This is a genomic window from Bradyrhizobium sp. LA6.8 (assembly GCF_040547935.1).
Lineage (GTDB): Bacteria > Pseudomonadota > Alphaproteobacteria > Rhizobiales > Xanthobacteraceae > Bradyrhizobium > Bradyrhizobium barranii.
On sequence record NZ_JBEPQQ010000001.1, the window covers coordinates 1,247,785 to 1,262,077 of the forward strand.

Here is a 14,293-nt window from a genome sequence, read left to right on the forward strand (position 1 = left end):
GGTGCGCCGTCACCTTCGCCGACGGCGACGCGAAAGCGCGACTCTTTGACCACGGGAAAGGAAAACGAAAACGTGGAAAGGGTATCGCGGCAACGGAGCGGTGGCGGCCGGCCGCATTGTTGATCAAGTCTCGGCAGACAGAGCGCCGGACATGATCTCAGGTGATGACCCCATGGACTCGCATCCCCATATTCCAGCGCCAGTCGCAACGTGGCTTGAACGATGGCGTCTGGTTCCGGACGGGGCACTGCTGACCACCCATTCCAGCTGGGTCCTGCCGGTCCGACATGAGGGCCGGCCTGCAATGCTCAAGGTTGCCCGTATTCCCGATGAGGGGGCGGGCTATCGCCTTCTGACCTGGTGGGACGGTCAGGGCGCTGCGAGGGTCTTTGCCTCGAGTGCGGACGCTCTGCTGATGGAACGGGCCTCGGGAGCCGGTGATCTCGCGCAGATGGCCTGGTCGGGCCGGGACGAGGAGGCATGCCGGATCCTCTGCGACACGGCGGCGCGGCTGCACGCTACGCGGCCCGGTCCGCTTCCCGACCTGCACCCGCTGGAAGACTGGTTTCAGCCGCTCTTCCAGCTCGCCCCGGACCACGCAGCACTCGCGCCCGCCGCCGATATCGCCCGCCAGCTCCTGGCCACGCCACACGCCATCGGTCCGCTGCACGGCGACCTGCACCACGAGAATGTGCTCGACTTCGGTGAACGCGGATGGCTGGCGATCGACCCGCATGGGCTGATCGGCGAACGAACATTCGACTATGCCAACATCTTCACGAACCCTGACCTCAGCGATCCCGGCCGTCCGCTTGCGACCCTGCCGGGTCGGCTGGAGGCCCGGCTGGATATCGTGGTCGCCGCGACGGGACTTCAGCCCGAGCGGCTGCTTCGCTGGATCGTTGCGTGGACGGGGTTGTCGGCAGCCTGGTTCATTGGCGACGGCGACGAGCAGGGCGCCGCCATCGACCTGACCATCAATACAATAGCTCGCCGCCTGCTCGACTAGCCTCGGCGCGCGAGTGCTCGCTCATGACGCGCACCCGCGCGAGCGGCCGCGCCAGGACGCAAACTTCACAGACGAATGACAGCAGTGTGAAATTCTCCATCGCTGCCGCGCTGTTTCATCTGCGCTCAGTTTCAGCATGATGTGATCTCGCTTTAAGCGTGTATTGGCGTAGACTATCGCGCAGGGGCTGGCTCGCGTCCAATATCGGTTGTTCGAAAGCTCCCGACCGTCGATCCACGACCAGCAGGGAGCAAATCATGGCCTGGCCTACGCTTGCCGAACTCGTCTCGAACTTCGCGCCGATCCTTCATCTCGACAAGGACGAGGTCAATCTGCCCTCGTCGACCGACTGGTACATCGGCCAGGTCGGCTATCAGGCCGCCGGCGGCATCTATTCCGGTCCCGGTCAGTGGAATTGGGGGACGGCCGAGCAGAGCAGCCCCGACGACTATCTGGTCGCGCCGCAGGCCATATGGGCCTCGCTGATGAAGGGCTATATCCCCACCGCCACCAGCTATGTTCACGTCCTGCCTGTCGACGACCGCACCGACATGGTCGATCTCCAGTACTGGTTGTTTTATCCCTATAACGGACAGGAGACCTTCGAGGTCACCGGTTGGACCGGCAGTACCGGTCAGGCGCTGATGCCGCTCTCGATCCATTGGGGCGACTGGGAATGCGTCACGGTGCGCGTCAATATCGACCAGCAGGTCGTCGGCGTGTTCTTCTCGCAGCATTCGGGCGGACAATGGTGCTCGCCGAACGACGGCTTCCTGTCGCTGAGCGGCACGCACCCGAACGTCTATGTCGCGAGCGGGTCGCATGCCAACTATCCGGCCGCCAGCAACAGCACCTATGAGATCGGCGGCGTCGATGTGTGGGATGTGCGCTTCGCGGTGGCCGACTACGCGCGCGGCGGCGGTCCGACCGTCAATCTGTCCGCGCCCAATCCGCCGGTCGTGATCCAGAACGATGCGCAGGCGATCCTTCCCACGCCCGTCACCTCGCCACCCTGGCTCGCCTTCAGGGGACGCTGGGGACAGCCGATCGAGCCCACGCTGACCGACGCGGAGATAGGCTCATTGGTCGCCGCCGCCGCCAGCGGCATGCAACTGAACGTGCTGGTCGAGGACGCCGTGCAGTACGTGGCAGGCTCGACCACGCTGCAGGCCTGGCTCTCGGAAGTGATCCTGCCGATCGCGAAGGGCGACCTGACCGGCCCAACGGGACCATCGCAGAAGGGCTCTTGGGCCGTCACGCCGACCTTCCTGCCGTTCGGCACCGACGCGCCAATCGCTTCGAGCGTCAGTCTCGTTCCGGTGGCGCTCGCGACGATGCCGGGATCGCAAATCCTCTGCATCGGAATGGGGAGTCCCTTGCCGCCGGCGATGCGTGCGTGGAGCCTCAATCAGGGTAAATGGTCCAGTGCGAAGTCGCCTACCATGAGCCCGTTCGGCGGACTGGCCGCCTGCGCGACGCCCTCGGGCGGACTGGCGCTGCTCGGTCTGGGCAAGACCAGCCTTCTCGCCTTCATCTCGTCCTCTGGGGCGTCCGGAGGGCCGTGGAGCGCAGCGGGGCTCTGGCCCGCACCGCCGGCCACGACCGGGGCCGGCATCGGCCAGCTCAACGGCGTCTGGTATATTGCCTGGGGTGGCGCCGACGGCAGCATCCAGTATCTCAGCACGACCGACTGGGTGCATTTCGGGTCTCCGCAAAGCGTGATGATTCCCAGCGTCGACGGCCCGGTGCCTGCGACGATCGCGGGCGGTGGGCTGGTGGCGCCTGCGGTGGAGAGCTGCGGGGGCGCGCTGGTGATCGTGGCGCCGATCGCCGGTCTCGAAAAGGGGATGCCGACGGTGCTCGGCGCCTATGTGTCGTCCGACGGTTCGAACTGGACCGGCCCCAATCTGCTGCCGAGCATGTCGCTCTGTTCGAACACCAGCGGCGCGCTCGCCGGAGGGCCGAACGGGACGCTCTATTGCTTCTATGCCGACAACAACAAGAAGGTGCGTTACTCGGTCACCAGCGACGGCGCGGACTGGAGCGATTCAGGCACGATCGCTGGCGCGTTCACCCAGCGGACGCCTAGCGTGGTCCCCTGGCAGGGCGGCTTTCTCGTCGTGCATCCCGGCAAGTCGTCACCGACGGTGTACTGGAACAGCGCGACCTTCGAGTAAGGCGCGATGCGCTGTCGGATGCAGGCGTCGATGTTGACGACGTCGATCGGCGTGTGATTGACCAAGCAGGGGCAGGCGGCGAAGGGTCGCCGCCGCCCCGATCACTGCACGGCACCTCGGCGCAAACGCCGGATGTGGATCATGCCATCCCATGATACGCCATCCGCACCGCTGCTTCCGGAGTTCGTGTTCATGTCCGCCGCAACTGCCCCGAACCAACAGCCCGCAACTTCCACCGAGACCGATCCCGAAGCGCTCGGCTGGATGAAGGGCTTCCCGCCAGCGCCCGACCGCACGATCACCTTCCAGAACGGCTCCTTCCGCAGCTTTCCCGAATTGCGCTGGGCCTGGAGCAACGTCCGCCAGTTGGTGCCGACGGTGAATGTCTGGCGCGGAGCAGGGCCTGCGTCGGTGCTGCCGCGTGAGGACCACGACATCGGCGCGGTCGCCTCGACCACCATGGACGGGCGCCCGATGACGTTCGCAAAGATGCTGGAGGAGACCTACACCGACGGCATCGCGGTGCTGCATCGGGGCAGGCTGATCTATGAGCGCTATTTTGGCGTGTTGAAGCCGCACAAGCCGCATATCGCGATGTCGGTGACGAAATCCTTCACGGGCGTGCTGGCCGGCATTCTGGTCACCGAGGGCAAGATCGATCCGCAGGCGCTCGTGCCGGATTATGTGCCGGAGCTGAAGGCTAGCGCGTTCGGCGATGCGCGCGTGCACGAGGTCATGGATATGACCACGGGGCTCGAATACACCGAAGTCTATACCGACAAGAACTCCCACGTGTGGGGCCTGCGCCGTGCCAACGGCATGGCGCCGATTCCGCCTGACTATGACGGCCCGACCAATATCTTCGATTTCCTTGCCGCGCAGAAGAAGCAGGGCGAGCACGGAAAGGCCTTTGCCTACAAGACCGTCAACACCGATGTGCTCGCCTGGATCTGCCGGCGCGCCAGCGGCATGACATTGTCCGACCTTCTCTCCGAGCGCGTCTGGACGCCAATGGGCGCGGAGGAGGACGCGCATTATCACGTCGATCGCATCGGCACCGAAAGTGGCGGTGGCGGCCTCTCGACCAGCTTGCGCGACCTCGCCCGCTTCGGCGAGACCATGCGCAATCATGGCCGATTCAACGGCCGCCAGATCGTCCCGTCACAGGTGGTCGAGGATATCGCGCGCGGCGGCGATCCCGAGAAGTTCAAGCCGGCCGGCTACACCACGCTGCCCGGCGCGTCCTATCGCAACCAATGGTGGGTCACGCACAATGCCCACGGCGCCTATATGGCGCGGGGCGTTCACGGCCAGGGCATCTACGTCGATCCCAAAGCCGAGATGGTGATCGCGCGCTACGCATCGCACCCCGTCGCGGGCAACGCCGCCAACGACCCCGTGACGCTGCCGGCCTATATGGCGCTGGCGAAGGAACTGATGGCCGGCGGGGTAGGGCGTGGCGGGGGCTGATGGCGTAGGGTAGCCGAAGGCGTAATCCACCACCTTTCATCGAGCCGCGTTGAAGATGGCGGATTACGCTTCGCTAATCCGCCCTACGGGGCCGACGAATTCGCGACAACTTTCCAAACCGCAAGATCGGTCGAGCAAATGATCGCCGTCAGCGGCTATCTGGAGCCGCCACGGAGGAGGGACGATGAAGGCGGCGCTGCAAAACTATCAGGACCGGATGCGGCGGGTGCTGGACCATATCGACCGGCATCTCGACAGCGATCTGGACCTGGAAACGCTGAGCAGCGTTGCGGCCTTCTCGAAATTTCATTTCCACCGGCAGTTTACGGCGACCTTCGGGTTGTCAGTGCATCGCTATGTCCAGCTGGCCCGTATGAAGCGCGCTTCCTACATGCTGGCCTACAGTGACGCCCTTGGTGTCACTGACATCGCGATGGACGCCGGTTACGATGCACCGGACGCCTTTGCCCGCGCCTTTCGGCAACGGTTCGGGCAATCGCCGTCGTCGTTCCGCAACTCTCCCGACTGGGAGCCGTGGCTTGTGGCCTTCGGGCCTCTCGACAACGCGAGGAGCAAGCTCATGAAGACTTTTACCACTGACGACGTGACGATACGCGATGTGCCCTCCACGAGGGTGGCGATCATGGAGCATCGGGGCGACCCGGCGACGCTCGGCGACACCATCCGGCGGTTTATCGCGTGGCGAAAGAAAGCCGGCCTGCACCCCAGGACAAGTCCGACCTTCAATGTCTGGCGGTCCGAACGCCGTCCTTCCTCGCCCGCCACTTACAGCACGGACCTCTGTGTCGGGACCGACCAGCCGATCGAGGCGAACGGCGAAGAGATCAAGGCCGGCGAGATCCCCGGCGGACGCTGCGCGGTGCTGCGGGTCGTCGGCTACACCGACAATCTGGAACCCGCCGCGCTCTACCTCTATCGCGACTGGCTTCCGGCGAGCGGCGAGGAAGCACGCGACTTCCCGATCTATTGCCAGCGGCTGAGCTTCTTCCCGGAGGTGCCGGAGCATGAGACGGTTGCGGACGTGTTCCTGCCTCTGAAATAGCGCCCTCCGACGGCGGACGACCTGGCATCAATCAATATCGCGCGCTCCACACAGCGGCACGGTCTCATTAATATAAGAGTTGACTTATATTAGTGAAGGCCGATACTCGCAATTGCGCGAAACGATACGGAGGGATGCAATGGAAATCGACGTCGCCAGGGTCTTGGGGCTTGTCACGCGTTCGGTGAAGAATTTCGAGAAGGATGGAAAAGCAGCCAGCACGGTGACGCTGACGCGGCTTTACGAGACCAGTGTCGACGATCTCTGGGACGCAGTGACCAGCCGGCAACGCATTCCGCGCTGGTTCCTGCCGGTCGAGGGAGACCTCCAGCTGGGCGGAAGGTACCAGCTGAAGGGGAACGCGGGCGGCACCATTACGGCATGTGCGCCGCCGACGCATTTTGCAGCGACGTGGGAATTCGGCGGCGGGATGAGCTGGATCGACGTCAAGCTGGCAGCAGAACGGGAGCAGGCGCGTCTGACGCTGGAGCACACCGCAATCATCGAGGACCATTGGAATCAGTTCGGTCCTGGTGCGGTGGGTATCGGTTGGGATCTCGCCATCGCGGGATTGGAGCGATATGTTGCGACCGGCGCATCGGTCGACCACGAGACGGCCGAGGCTTGGATGGGCTCTCCTGCCGGCAAGGAATTCATGACGACAAGCGGTGAATATTGGTGCGCGGCGCATGTCGCAAGCGGGGTCGATCCTGACACGGCGAAGCAGCGCTCCGACCGCACCATCGCCTTCTACCGCGGCGAGATGCCGCCTGACGTCGCACATCCGGGCACAGGAAGCTGATGCACGTCTTCGAGGTCCTCGCCGATCCCGTGCGCCGTCGCATCCTCGAGCTGCTCGCCCCGGGGGAGATGGCGTCCGGTGAGGTCGTTGAAGCGATCGGGGCCGAGTTCGGGATCACGCAGGCGGCCGTGTCGCAGCATCTCAAGGTGCTGCGCGAGAGCGGCTTTGCGACGGTTCGGGCGGAGGCGCAAAGGCGGCTTTATTCGGTCGACGGTGCGGGGCTTCGGTCGGTGGATGCGTGGATCGGTCAGTTCCGCAATTTCTGGGAGCCGAAGCTGGACGCGCTGGCGACGGAGATCGCGCGCGGCAAACGGGAGCGTCGTCACGCGCCGATGACCAAACGGAGCGGGAAGAGGGCGTGAGCTCCACGATGTAGGATGGGTAGAGCGAAACGAAACCCATCAATACCGCGCGTTGAACCCGATGGGTTTCGCTTCGCTCTACCCATTCCACGCGCTCATCTCCCCAGCGCCATCGCGATGCGCGAGGCCAGAAGCTTGACCATGAGACCGGGCGGATAGCTTCGATCTTCTCGAACGGCTTGATCAACCGTTCCGCGCTTTCGATGTCAGCGCGTTTTCGTCGCGCGCGTTCGCTTGTCATCAACGTGGACGCGCGTTTTGCCGCCACCGACCGGGCGGCCCTTCACGTGATCGATGAAGGCTCTCAGTTTCGGCATCGTTTGATGGCGGCTCGGATAGTAGAGAAACACGCCCGGTGCCATTGGCGCGTAAGACTTCAGGACCTGTACGAGCTTTCCCGTCTTCACCAGGCTGGTGGCGATCGGCGCGGGCACTTGCGCAAGTCCCATGCCTTCCACGGCGGCGCCAAGCATGGTGGGAAAGTCGTGGGCGATCAGCGGCCCCGAGACGATCGCTTCGACTGTCTTGTTGCCATCGACAAGAGACCAGGGCGCGATCGATCCGTTGCTGCGGCGAATGCGCAGGCATGCGTGCTGACGCAGGTCGTCGATACGCTCGGGCCGCCCGTGCCGGCTTAGATAGTCGGGGCTGCCGACGACCACGAACGGGAAAGGGGGCGTCAGCCGGACCGCGACCATGTCGGTGGCGATGAACTGGCCCATCCGGACGCCGGCATCAAACCCCTTGGCCGCGAGGTCGACCAATTCCTCGCCGGCGGCGATCTCCACCTCGACCTCGGGATAGGCCTGGCAGAAGGATGCGATCAGCGGCTCCAGCAGGATCGGTACCACCGCGCGCGGCACGGTGAGGCGCAACAGTCCAGTCGGCCGCTGCCCAAGATCGCGCGCAACCTCGCTTGCGGCGACGAGCTCCTCGAAAGCGGGCTTTGCGCGCGAGAGGAATTGCGCGCCGGCCTCGGTCAGGCCGACACTGCGTGTCGTGCGTATGAACAAGGCTGCGCCGACACGCGCCTCGAGCGCACGGACCGCCTGGCTGATGGCCGATGGCGTGACCCCGAGCTCCGCGGCTGCCCGGCGGAAACTGCGGTACTGGGCGACGCGCAGGAACGCTTCCACGCCATCGAGCGCGCCTTGTCTGACTGTGAAGTTCTGCTTCATAGCCCATCAACATTATCCCGAATAGTCGCTCGCGCCAATCGATCGTATGTCTTGCTCGCAGATCGGAAGCATCGCTGATGTCGGACATCTGCGACGTCAGCGTGATCTCAGAGAACAAAGGAGACCGCCGTGCTCCGGGAAACGAGACCGATGAAAGTCATCCGTAGATTTGTCGTCATGCTCACCCTAACCCTGATGGGAGCGACTTCCATGACCGATCCATCCGTTGCCCAAACACAAGCCATCTCACGAGCCATGTCGCCCGCGACCACCGGGGTGATGGTCATCCTGACCGTGAAGGCGGGCGTCACGCGCGAGCAGGTCATGGCCGTCATGCCCGCTGAAATCCAGCAGACGGTGCAGCTCAATCTCAATGGGAAAATTCGGGAGTGGTATTCGCGTGGCGATGGGCGCGGAGCGGTCTTCCTCGTCGATGCCGGGGATGTCGCCGGGGCACAGGCGATCATGGAGGATCTCCCATTGGCCAGGCAAGATCTGATCGACCACGAGTATGTCGCAATCGGTCCGCTTTTGCCGCTCCGCTTGCTCATGGCCAATCCCGAGCGTCGGCAATAGGGGCGCGACTCGGATGGAGGGCGGCCGATGACCACCGATGCTGTTCCCGCTGCGATCGTCCCGCCGCTTCGGGCCTGGCATGGCCTGCTTTGGCCCGTCCCATTCACGGCAGTATGGACCTGGTTGCTCTACGCGCTAGTCGCGATCTGATTGGAGGCCAAAATGACGACAGAAACGCTGTTCCAGATACATCTTGTCCTCGGTTATGTCGCGTGGCTGCTCTGCTTCGGCACGTATGTCTGGCCCTGGCTCAGGTCGATGGACGGGCGCGACGCGCACCGTGCCATCGCCACTCTGCACAGCTTCCGCTTCTTCGGGCTCGTCTTCATCCTTCCTGGCGTCGTGAGTCCGGACTTGCCGGCTGGATTCGCGGTGTTCGCCGCCTGGGGCGACTTCGCGACCGGGGTGCTGGCCATGCTGGCGCTTCTCACGGTGAGGATACGCACGCTCTTCTGGCTGTTCGTCGTCGCCTTCAATCTCGCGGGCACGGTCGATCTCGTCGTCGACTACTATGACGCCATCCAGGTCGGCCTTCCCGCGCATGCGGAGTGGCTTGGCTCAACCTACGCGATCCCGATCATCTACGTGCCGCTGCTGATGATCACGCACGTCACCGCGTTCTATTTTCTGGCACGCCCTCGGCTCGGCGCCGATGCCGCGGCACTGGCCGGCGCGGGCTGAGACGAACCGCTAAAGTAGTAGTACGCTCCGACAGAGGCCTCGCCCTCGCTACTAATCGGCGGCTGCCTCGAGCAGCCGTTGGCGCATGAAGGCAAGGCGCGGCCGTTTGCGTTCCGGTCGGCGTATGAACGGTGAGGGTTGAGCCGATCAGGTCACGCAACGGCCGGGCTGCAGAAGCCTTGCGACTTCCGTGAGCGCGCTGACCACGGGCTCGCAGGCAAGTGTCGGCTTACGGCTCTGATTTCGCAGCAGCGTCGGTGGCTTGGTGGTGCGGGCCTGCGCAGCCGGAATACGCAGCAAGACCGAGGTATCGGCGAGATCGTTCAAGCGCAGCGAAACCGTTTTCGTCGGAACTGCGAAAGGCTTGCGGTCGGCAAGATGATCTGCCTTGCCGGCGCGATTGACGATGTGGCTTGACTGTTCGGAGACCGCCTGCCAGCGGTTTACGAGGCCGTGACCTGAAGCGTACTGCACTGCACCGAGCGTCAACGCGGTCGCGACAGCGCCTAGAAGAGCTTTGCGAATCTGTGACATGGCTTCGCTCCTCGCCCCACGGCGATTGTCGTTCCCTACGCACCGCCCCCTCGGCCCATCGCTTCCTGTGGTCGCTTTCTAATGGCCGGCGGTTTCACCATGCCTTCGTGAACGTCGGAAAATGGTTTCATCCCGGCAGGTTTTGTTTCGTCGCATTGAAGGAGGTCTTGGTTCCCGCCTGCGCACAGCGGTTACGTCCGCGTTGGGTCACAAGCCGACATCTGAGCAAAGACCACAAAGCGTCCGCCAGGGGCCCACAAGCGGAAATGAAACGCTGCTCAAGAACAGAATTTCCGATGGGGAAGTCGAACGCCCAAAATGTTGCAACGCATCGGCGTCGTTGGGGTGGGTGACACCGATCTCATCTCTGTCTGATTTGCCGCTCCAAGCGCAGCGTATGCTCACGCAGGGAATCGTAAATCGGCGCATTACCCAGCAGCATGGGCAGCAGCATCGCCATGAAGCAAGCTCCCAGCATCGGCAGCAGCATCGTCACGTTACCGGTCATTTCAGCGACGAGAACGATGCCGGTCACCGGCGCGCGCACAACGCCGGTGAAGAGAGCGGCCATGCCCACCAAAGCAAATGCTTCCGGCTGGATAGAGAGCGCCGGGAATGCAAGACGGCAAGCCGCCCCGAACAGCAACCCAGACTGGGCTCCCAGCACGAGCAAGGGGGCGAACAGGCCGCCGGGCGTGCCGGCAGCGTATGAGAGAGCGCCGAGTCCGAATCGGATCAGGAATGCGCCCCCCAGGATCCCGACACTCTCGTGGCCGATCAGCGCCCGCTGCGTGATCTGATCTCCGCCACCGACCAGTTCGGGCGCGAACCAGGCCAACATGCCGACGCTTGCGCCGATCAATCCGGCGCGTAGCTCGATCGGTAGCCCTCCAAATCGGTCGCGAACTGCGATGGTCGCGAGCAGGGTGCGATTGTATGCGACGGCCAGCAGGCCTGCGATGCCACCCAGAGCAAGGAACAGCGGGGCGGACTCAGCGCTGGGATAGCTCAGCGGCCCGATGTGAAAGTCGGGCGCGTCACCGAGAAGCAGCCTTGCGACTGGGATCGCCGTCGCCAGTGCTGCAAGGGCGGCGATGGCAACACGGTGTTCGAACCTCTGCACCAGTTCCTCCAGCACGAACACGAGCCCGGCAATCGGCGCATTGAAGGCCGTTGCAAGGCCGGCGCCGGCGCCGGCCGCCAGAAGCACTCGCGAGTCCGCCCAACACAACCGGCAGACGCGCGCAGCGAAAACCGCGATACCGGCGCCCATCTGGACGGTCGGCCCCTCACGGCCCAGCGCCAGCCCGGAGCCGATCGCCAGTATTCCGCCGAAGAATTTCACTGGCACCAGGCCAAACGGAGCCGGCGGGATCTCTTCGCGCAGAACAGCTTCGACATGCGGAATGCCGCTGCCCGAAGCGTGTGGCGAGAATTGCCGCACCATCCACGCGGCAACCAGGGTCGCGACACCGCACGCGCCGACGACAGTCAAGAACCCCCAGATTGCGTGGCCATGGGCCCAGGCGATCATCGCATCGCGCAGACGATCGGCATGCGCGAGCAAAAGCCGGAAGATCGCCCCAACACATCCGGTCGCCGCTCCTATGATGAGAGCCATCGCCGCGAGCCCCAACAGGCTGCGACGTTCGTCTGCGACTTGCCGGTCGTCGTCAGGGTTATGGTCCACGGCTGGTCGATGATCCCGAGGCCTTCGCAAGGGATAATCTTTGCCAAAATCGCTGGCGAATGTCCCGGAAAAGAATGCTTCCAACTTGACCGAACAACTGCCTCTCCGACCGATATGCTAGGGACCTCACCGCACGTCCCAACGATAAGGTGCGCCGAACCAAGGCCCCGCTTTGGGTCACAGGCTGACTTCGACAACCTGCTTGACCTGGTTCTCTTATCTCCTGAAAGCAGACATTGCAGCCCTCTGAGCAGAGGTTAGCCACGGGCCAAAAACAGACAACTGAAACAGCCGCGACCTGATCAGCCGCAGATGCGCACGCGGCGCTCGCGCCAGCCATGCCCGTCCCAGAAGCGCTGGGTTATCCAGTGGCAGGGCGGGATCGGCTCTCCAACCGGGGCATCGACATAGCCCGACCAGTACGGATAGCCGCCGGGTCCGGGATAAGTGCGCGGATACGGATTGCCGCCGGGGCCGTAATCATAGCGCGGACCAGCATAAGCGGGCGAGGCTGCTGAAACGACCAAAGTCGCGACGGCAGCGAGAGCCAACAACGTCTTCCTCATGGTGATACCTTTCCAACGCTGCGAAGGCTGCAAGACGATCGCCGAGCAATGCAGCGTCAGCGTCGACAAGCTGAAATGTCAAGGAGAGTGATCTCAGCAAGGCTATTGTCTGGCGACCTCCTCGGATGTCGCCTTCGGGTCAAAATGCGAAGAACACAGAGTGAGCAAAGTCAGTCCGCTCTATCCCACCAAGCGGACCTCAATGAAAGGTGTCGTCACTTCGCTGATGGGCCAAAAGGCGACGTTGGCTCCCGCCGGGCAAGCACTCGATGCGCGACGGCGAGCCGCTCGTGAAAGCCGACCCGCCGTATGCCGCTTGATGCAGCCCGTCAGCCAATGGCTTCACGGGACGTCGCGATATTACCCACCGCTCCCCTTGATATTCGGCAGGTTTTTCATGTCGAGCATCGGGACCGGGTTTTCCGGGCGCTGCAGATCCGGTCTCCAATCGTTCGAGGCTCCGCCCGGCTTACGCTTGATGCTTGGATAGTCGGCAATCGATTTGTTGAACTCCATCACGACGGGGAAGATTAGTGCCAAGACCCAGCCGTTGTCCTGTCCGGTGTACTTGCCCGGCGACTGCAATGGCATACGTGCCGACATCGCGCCGTTGAAAACCATGTCGTATTTCTCGAATGGGTCCATCGTCAGATTGTAGACCGAGCCAATCGCGCCGAGATTTTGCTCCGGACCGAGCCAAGTGTCCTTGGCCGTCCAGAGATACTTCCACGCGATGCTGAGATCGGGGTTGGTTGGATCACCGCCGACATCTGCCCGCGCGCCCATGAAGCTTTCGCCGTCGATGTAAATCCACGACCTTCGTGCCGAGTGCTTCGCGCGGCCGAGGATGTACTCGCTGTTGTCGATGCTGTCGAAGTAGATTGGCCTGCCATTATCGTCGGTCCATGCGCCGTGCGGCGGCGGGCTCAGGCCGACCATCTTGGCGAGCGTTGCCCAGCAGTCGATATGGGACATCATTTCATGGTAATTTGCACCGGCGGGAATGTGTTCGGGCCACCACATTAACCCGGGTACGCGCCAGCCTCCTTCAAATGCTGAACCCTTTTCGCCGCGGAAAGGCGTGGTGCCCGCATCAGGATAAGCATCCTGCCACGCCCCGTTGTCTGCCGTTACGATCACAATCGTATTCGGCGCTTCGGCACGGATCGCGTCCATGACCCGGCCGATGTCGTCATCGAGTTCTATCACCGAGTCCGAGTAATCGCCCAACCGCGACTTCCCGGCGAATTTTGATGATGCGTTGGTCGGGTTGTGCATCTTCATGAAATTGACGTCCATGAAGAATGGCTTGGCGTCCTTGGCGTGCTTCTTGATGTAATCGATTGCGTAATCAGCCTGCCGGACGTCAAAGTTGGCGAGGTAATCGTACGTAATGTACTCGCCTCTCTTCGCCGGTTGTCCAGCAACTCCCTCCCACTCGTACATGTTTACGACATCAAAATAGGCTTTCGCGATCTCTGGGTTGTACGAGGGAAACCATGGATGAAACCACTTGGACGTATCGGCATAGGTGTAGACGCCCGGATAGTATGCGGCGAACGCCTTCATCTCGTCGAACCCGTGCTCGATCGGATAGGACTCCGGCTTATCACCGAGATGCCACTTGCCAGAAAAGTAGGTGGAGTAGCCGTTCTTTTGAAAAAATTCGGCTATGGTCGGCGTCTCCTTTTTGAGCGCATTCTCATCGCCCGGAGCGACCACGATGGAGAGCGCCGAACGGATCGGAATACGTCCGGTTATAAACGAGGCGCGGCCTGCCGTGCAGCTTGCTTGCCCGTACCAGTTCGTGAACGTCGCGCCTTCCTTAGCGATCCGGTCGATGTTTGGTGTTGGATGGCCGAGCGCGGCGCCACCCCCGCTATAGGCGCCGAAATCGTTCCATCCAGTGTCATCCGTCATTAGCATGACGACATTTGGCCGCTTCTGCTGCTGTGCGGTCGCTTGAGGTACCGCAACCAACATCGCGCCGAACAGTGCGAACATGCCGTGCGCAACACTCTTTCGGATACTCATGACTGCTTCCTCCGATTTCAAAGGTCGGTCACTTGTGCCAAACGAATGGATATGTCGCAGTCGTGCTTTTAGCTCTGCGCCACAGCGTGTTCAATGTGCGATTGTTTGATTTAGATCAAGACACCGATTGTGACGGGTCTATGCCGCTTGC

Annotated in this window: 13 protein-coding genes; 8 read left to right on the forward strand and 5 right to left on the reverse strand. The window is 62.8% G+C overall.

The features are described from left to right. Positions 1–172: 172 nt before the first annotated feature. The 6 genes from ABIA90_RS05475 to ABIA90_RS05500 all read left to right on the forward strand — a co-directional run bounded on the left by ABIA90_RS05475 (position 173) and on the right by ABIA90_RS05500 (position 6,883). Positions 173–1,009: an APH(6)-I family aminoglycoside O-phosphotransferase gene (locus tag ABIA90_RS05475; RefSeq protein ID WP_354117543.1), complete on the forward strand. Its 837-nt coding sequence runs from the start codon at positions 173–175 to the stop codon at positions 1,007–1,009. 257 nt (positions 1,010–1,266) lie between these two features. Beyond that, a complete protein-coding gene (locus ABIA90_RS05480) occupies positions 1,267–3,186 on the forward strand; it encodes a Vps62-related protein (protein WP_354117544.1) in 1,920 nt (639 codons plus the stop codon). Positions 3,187–3,378: 192 nt separating this feature from the next. Beyond that, positions 3,379–4,656 (forward strand): serine hydrolase domain-containing protein, encoded by a 1,278-nt coding sequence (locus ABIA90_RS05485; RefSeq protein WP_354117639.1) that lies wholly within the window; start codon positions 3,379–3,381, stop codon positions 4,654–4,656. Positions 4,657–4,840: 184 nt separating this feature from the next. Next, positions 4,841–5,719, forward strand: coding sequence for an AraC family transcriptional regulator (locus ABIA90_RS05490; protein WP_063983771.1), 879 nt, complete (start codon positions 4,841–4,843; stop codon positions 5,717–5,719). Between the two features lie 139 nt (positions 5,720–5,858). After that, positions 5,859–6,521 (forward strand): SRPBCC family protein, encoded by a 663-nt coding sequence (locus ABIA90_RS05495; protein WP_354117545.1) that lies wholly within the window; start codon positions 5,859–5,861, stop codon positions 6,519–6,521. Further along, the gene (locus tag ABIA90_RS05500; RefSeq protein WP_135214285.1) at positions 6,521–6,883 is read left to right on the forward strand and encodes an ArsR/SmtB family transcription factor; all 363 of its coding nucleotides are present in this window, start codon (positions 6,521–6,523) and stop codon (positions 6,881–6,883) included. The genes ABIA90_RS05495 and ABIA90_RS05500 overlap by 1 nt, the downstream gene beginning before the upstream one ends. A 206-nt stretch (positions 6,884–7,089) precedes the next feature. Here the strand turns inward: ABIA90_RS05500 and ABIA90_RS05505 are convergent, their stop codons facing one another. After that, positions 7,090–8,061: a LysR family transcriptional regulator gene (locus tag ABIA90_RS05505; RefSeq protein ID WP_354117546.1), complete on the reverse strand. Its 972-nt coding sequence runs from the start codon at positions 8,059–8,061 to the stop codon at positions 7,090–7,092. Between the two features lie 210 nt (positions 8,062–8,271). On the opposite strand from ABIA90_RS05505, the gene ABIA90_RS05510 reads away from it, so the two are divergent. Then, on the forward strand, positions 8,272–8,637 hold the full coding sequence (locus tag ABIA90_RS05510) for a P-loop NTPase family protein (protein ID WP_354117547.1): 366 nt from the start codon (positions 8,272–8,274) through the stop codon (positions 8,635–8,637). Positions 8,638–8,799: 162 nt separating this feature from the next. After that, positions 8,800–9,318, forward strand: a complete 519-nt coding sequence (locus ABIA90_RS05515) for a DUF8737 domain-containing protein (RefSeq protein ID WP_354117548.1) — start codon at positions 8,800–8,802, stop codon at positions 9,316–9,318. A gap of 147 nt (positions 9,319–9,465) precedes the next feature. Here ABIA90_RS05515 and ABIA90_RS05520 read toward each other — a convergent pair whose 3' ends face one another. The 4 genes from ABIA90_RS05520 to ABIA90_RS05535 form a co-directional block, all read right to left on the reverse strand. Then, on the reverse strand, positions 9,466–9,852 hold the full coding sequence (locus tag ABIA90_RS05520; RefSeq protein WP_354117549.1) for a hypothetical protein: 387 nt from the start codon (positions 9,850–9,852) through the stop codon (positions 9,466–9,468). A gap of 361 nt (positions 9,853–10,213) precedes the next feature. Continuing rightward, positions 10,214–11,542 carry a H(+)/Cl(-) exchange transporter ClcA gene (gene clcA / locus ABIA90_RS05525; RefSeq protein ID WP_354117550.1) on the reverse strand — a complete coding sequence of 443 codons (1,329 nt, stop codon included), beginning with the start codon at positions 11,540–11,542 and terminating at the stop codon, positions 10,214–10,216. A 302-nt stretch (positions 11,543–11,844) separates the two neighbouring features. Further along, entirely contained in the window at positions 11,845–12,108 is a 264-nt protein-coding gene (locus tag ABIA90_RS05530; RefSeq protein WP_028157629.1) for a hypothetical protein, read from the reverse strand. A 360-nt stretch (positions 12,109–12,468) separates the two neighbouring features. Continuing rightward, on the reverse strand, positions 12,469–14,142 hold the full coding sequence (locus ABIA90_RS05535; protein WP_063983765.1) for an arylsulfatase: 1,674 nt from the start codon (positions 14,140–14,142) through the stop codon (positions 12,469–12,471). Positions 14,143–14,293 lie beyond the last annotated feature (151 nt).

Bases quoted from the DNA above. Each gene is read 5' to 3' on its own strand.
- ABIA90_RS05505 (WP_354117546.1), bottom strand. From the start codon at position 8,061: ATGAAGCAGAACTTCACAGTCAGACAAGGCGCGCTCGATGGCGTGGAA.
- ABIA90_RS05530 (WP_028157629.1), bottom strand. From the start codon at position 12,108: ATGAGGAAGACGTTGTTGGCTCTCGCTGCCGTCGCGACTTTGGTCGTT.
- ABIA90_RS05480 (WP_354117544.1), top strand. From the start codon at position 1,267: ATGGCCTGGCCTACGCTTGCCGAACTCGTCTCGAACTTCGCGCCGATC.
- ABIA90_RS05520 (WP_354117549.1), bottom strand. From the start codon at position 9,852: ATGTCACAGATTCGCAAAGCTCTTCTAGGCGCTGTCGCGACCGCGTTG.
- ABIA90_RS05510 (WP_354117547.1), top strand. From the start codon at position 8,272: ATGACCGATCCATCCGTTGCCCAAACACAAGCCATCTCACGAGCCATG.
- ABIA90_RS05475 (WP_354117543.1), top strand. From the start codon at position 173: ATGGACTCGCATCCCCATATTCCAGCGCCAGTCGCAACGTGGCTTGAA.
- ABIA90_RS05490 (WP_063983771.1), top strand. From the start codon at position 4,841: ATGAAGGCGGCGCTGCAAAACTATCAGGACCGGATGCGGCGGGTGCTG.
- ABIA90_RS05535 (WP_063983765.1), bottom strand. From the start codon at position 14,142: ATGAGTATCCGAAAGAGTGTTGCGCACGGCATGTTCGCACTGTTCGGC.
- ABIA90_RS05495 (WP_354117545.1), top strand. From the start codon at position 5,859: ATGGAAATCGACGTCGCCAGGGTCTTGGGGCTTGTCACGCGTTCGGTG.
- ABIA90_RS05515 (WP_354117548.1), top strand. From the start codon at position 8,800: ATGACGACAGAAACGCTGTTCCAGATACATCTTGTCCTCGGTTATGTC.
- ABIA90_RS05500 (WP_135214285.1), top strand. From the start codon at position 6,521: ATGCACGTCTTCGAGGTCCTCGCCGATCCCGTGCGCCGTCGCATCCTC.
- ABIA90_RS05485 (WP_354117639.1), top strand. From the start codon at position 3,379: ATGTCCGCCGCAACTGCCCCGAACCAACAGCCCGCAACTTCCACCGAG.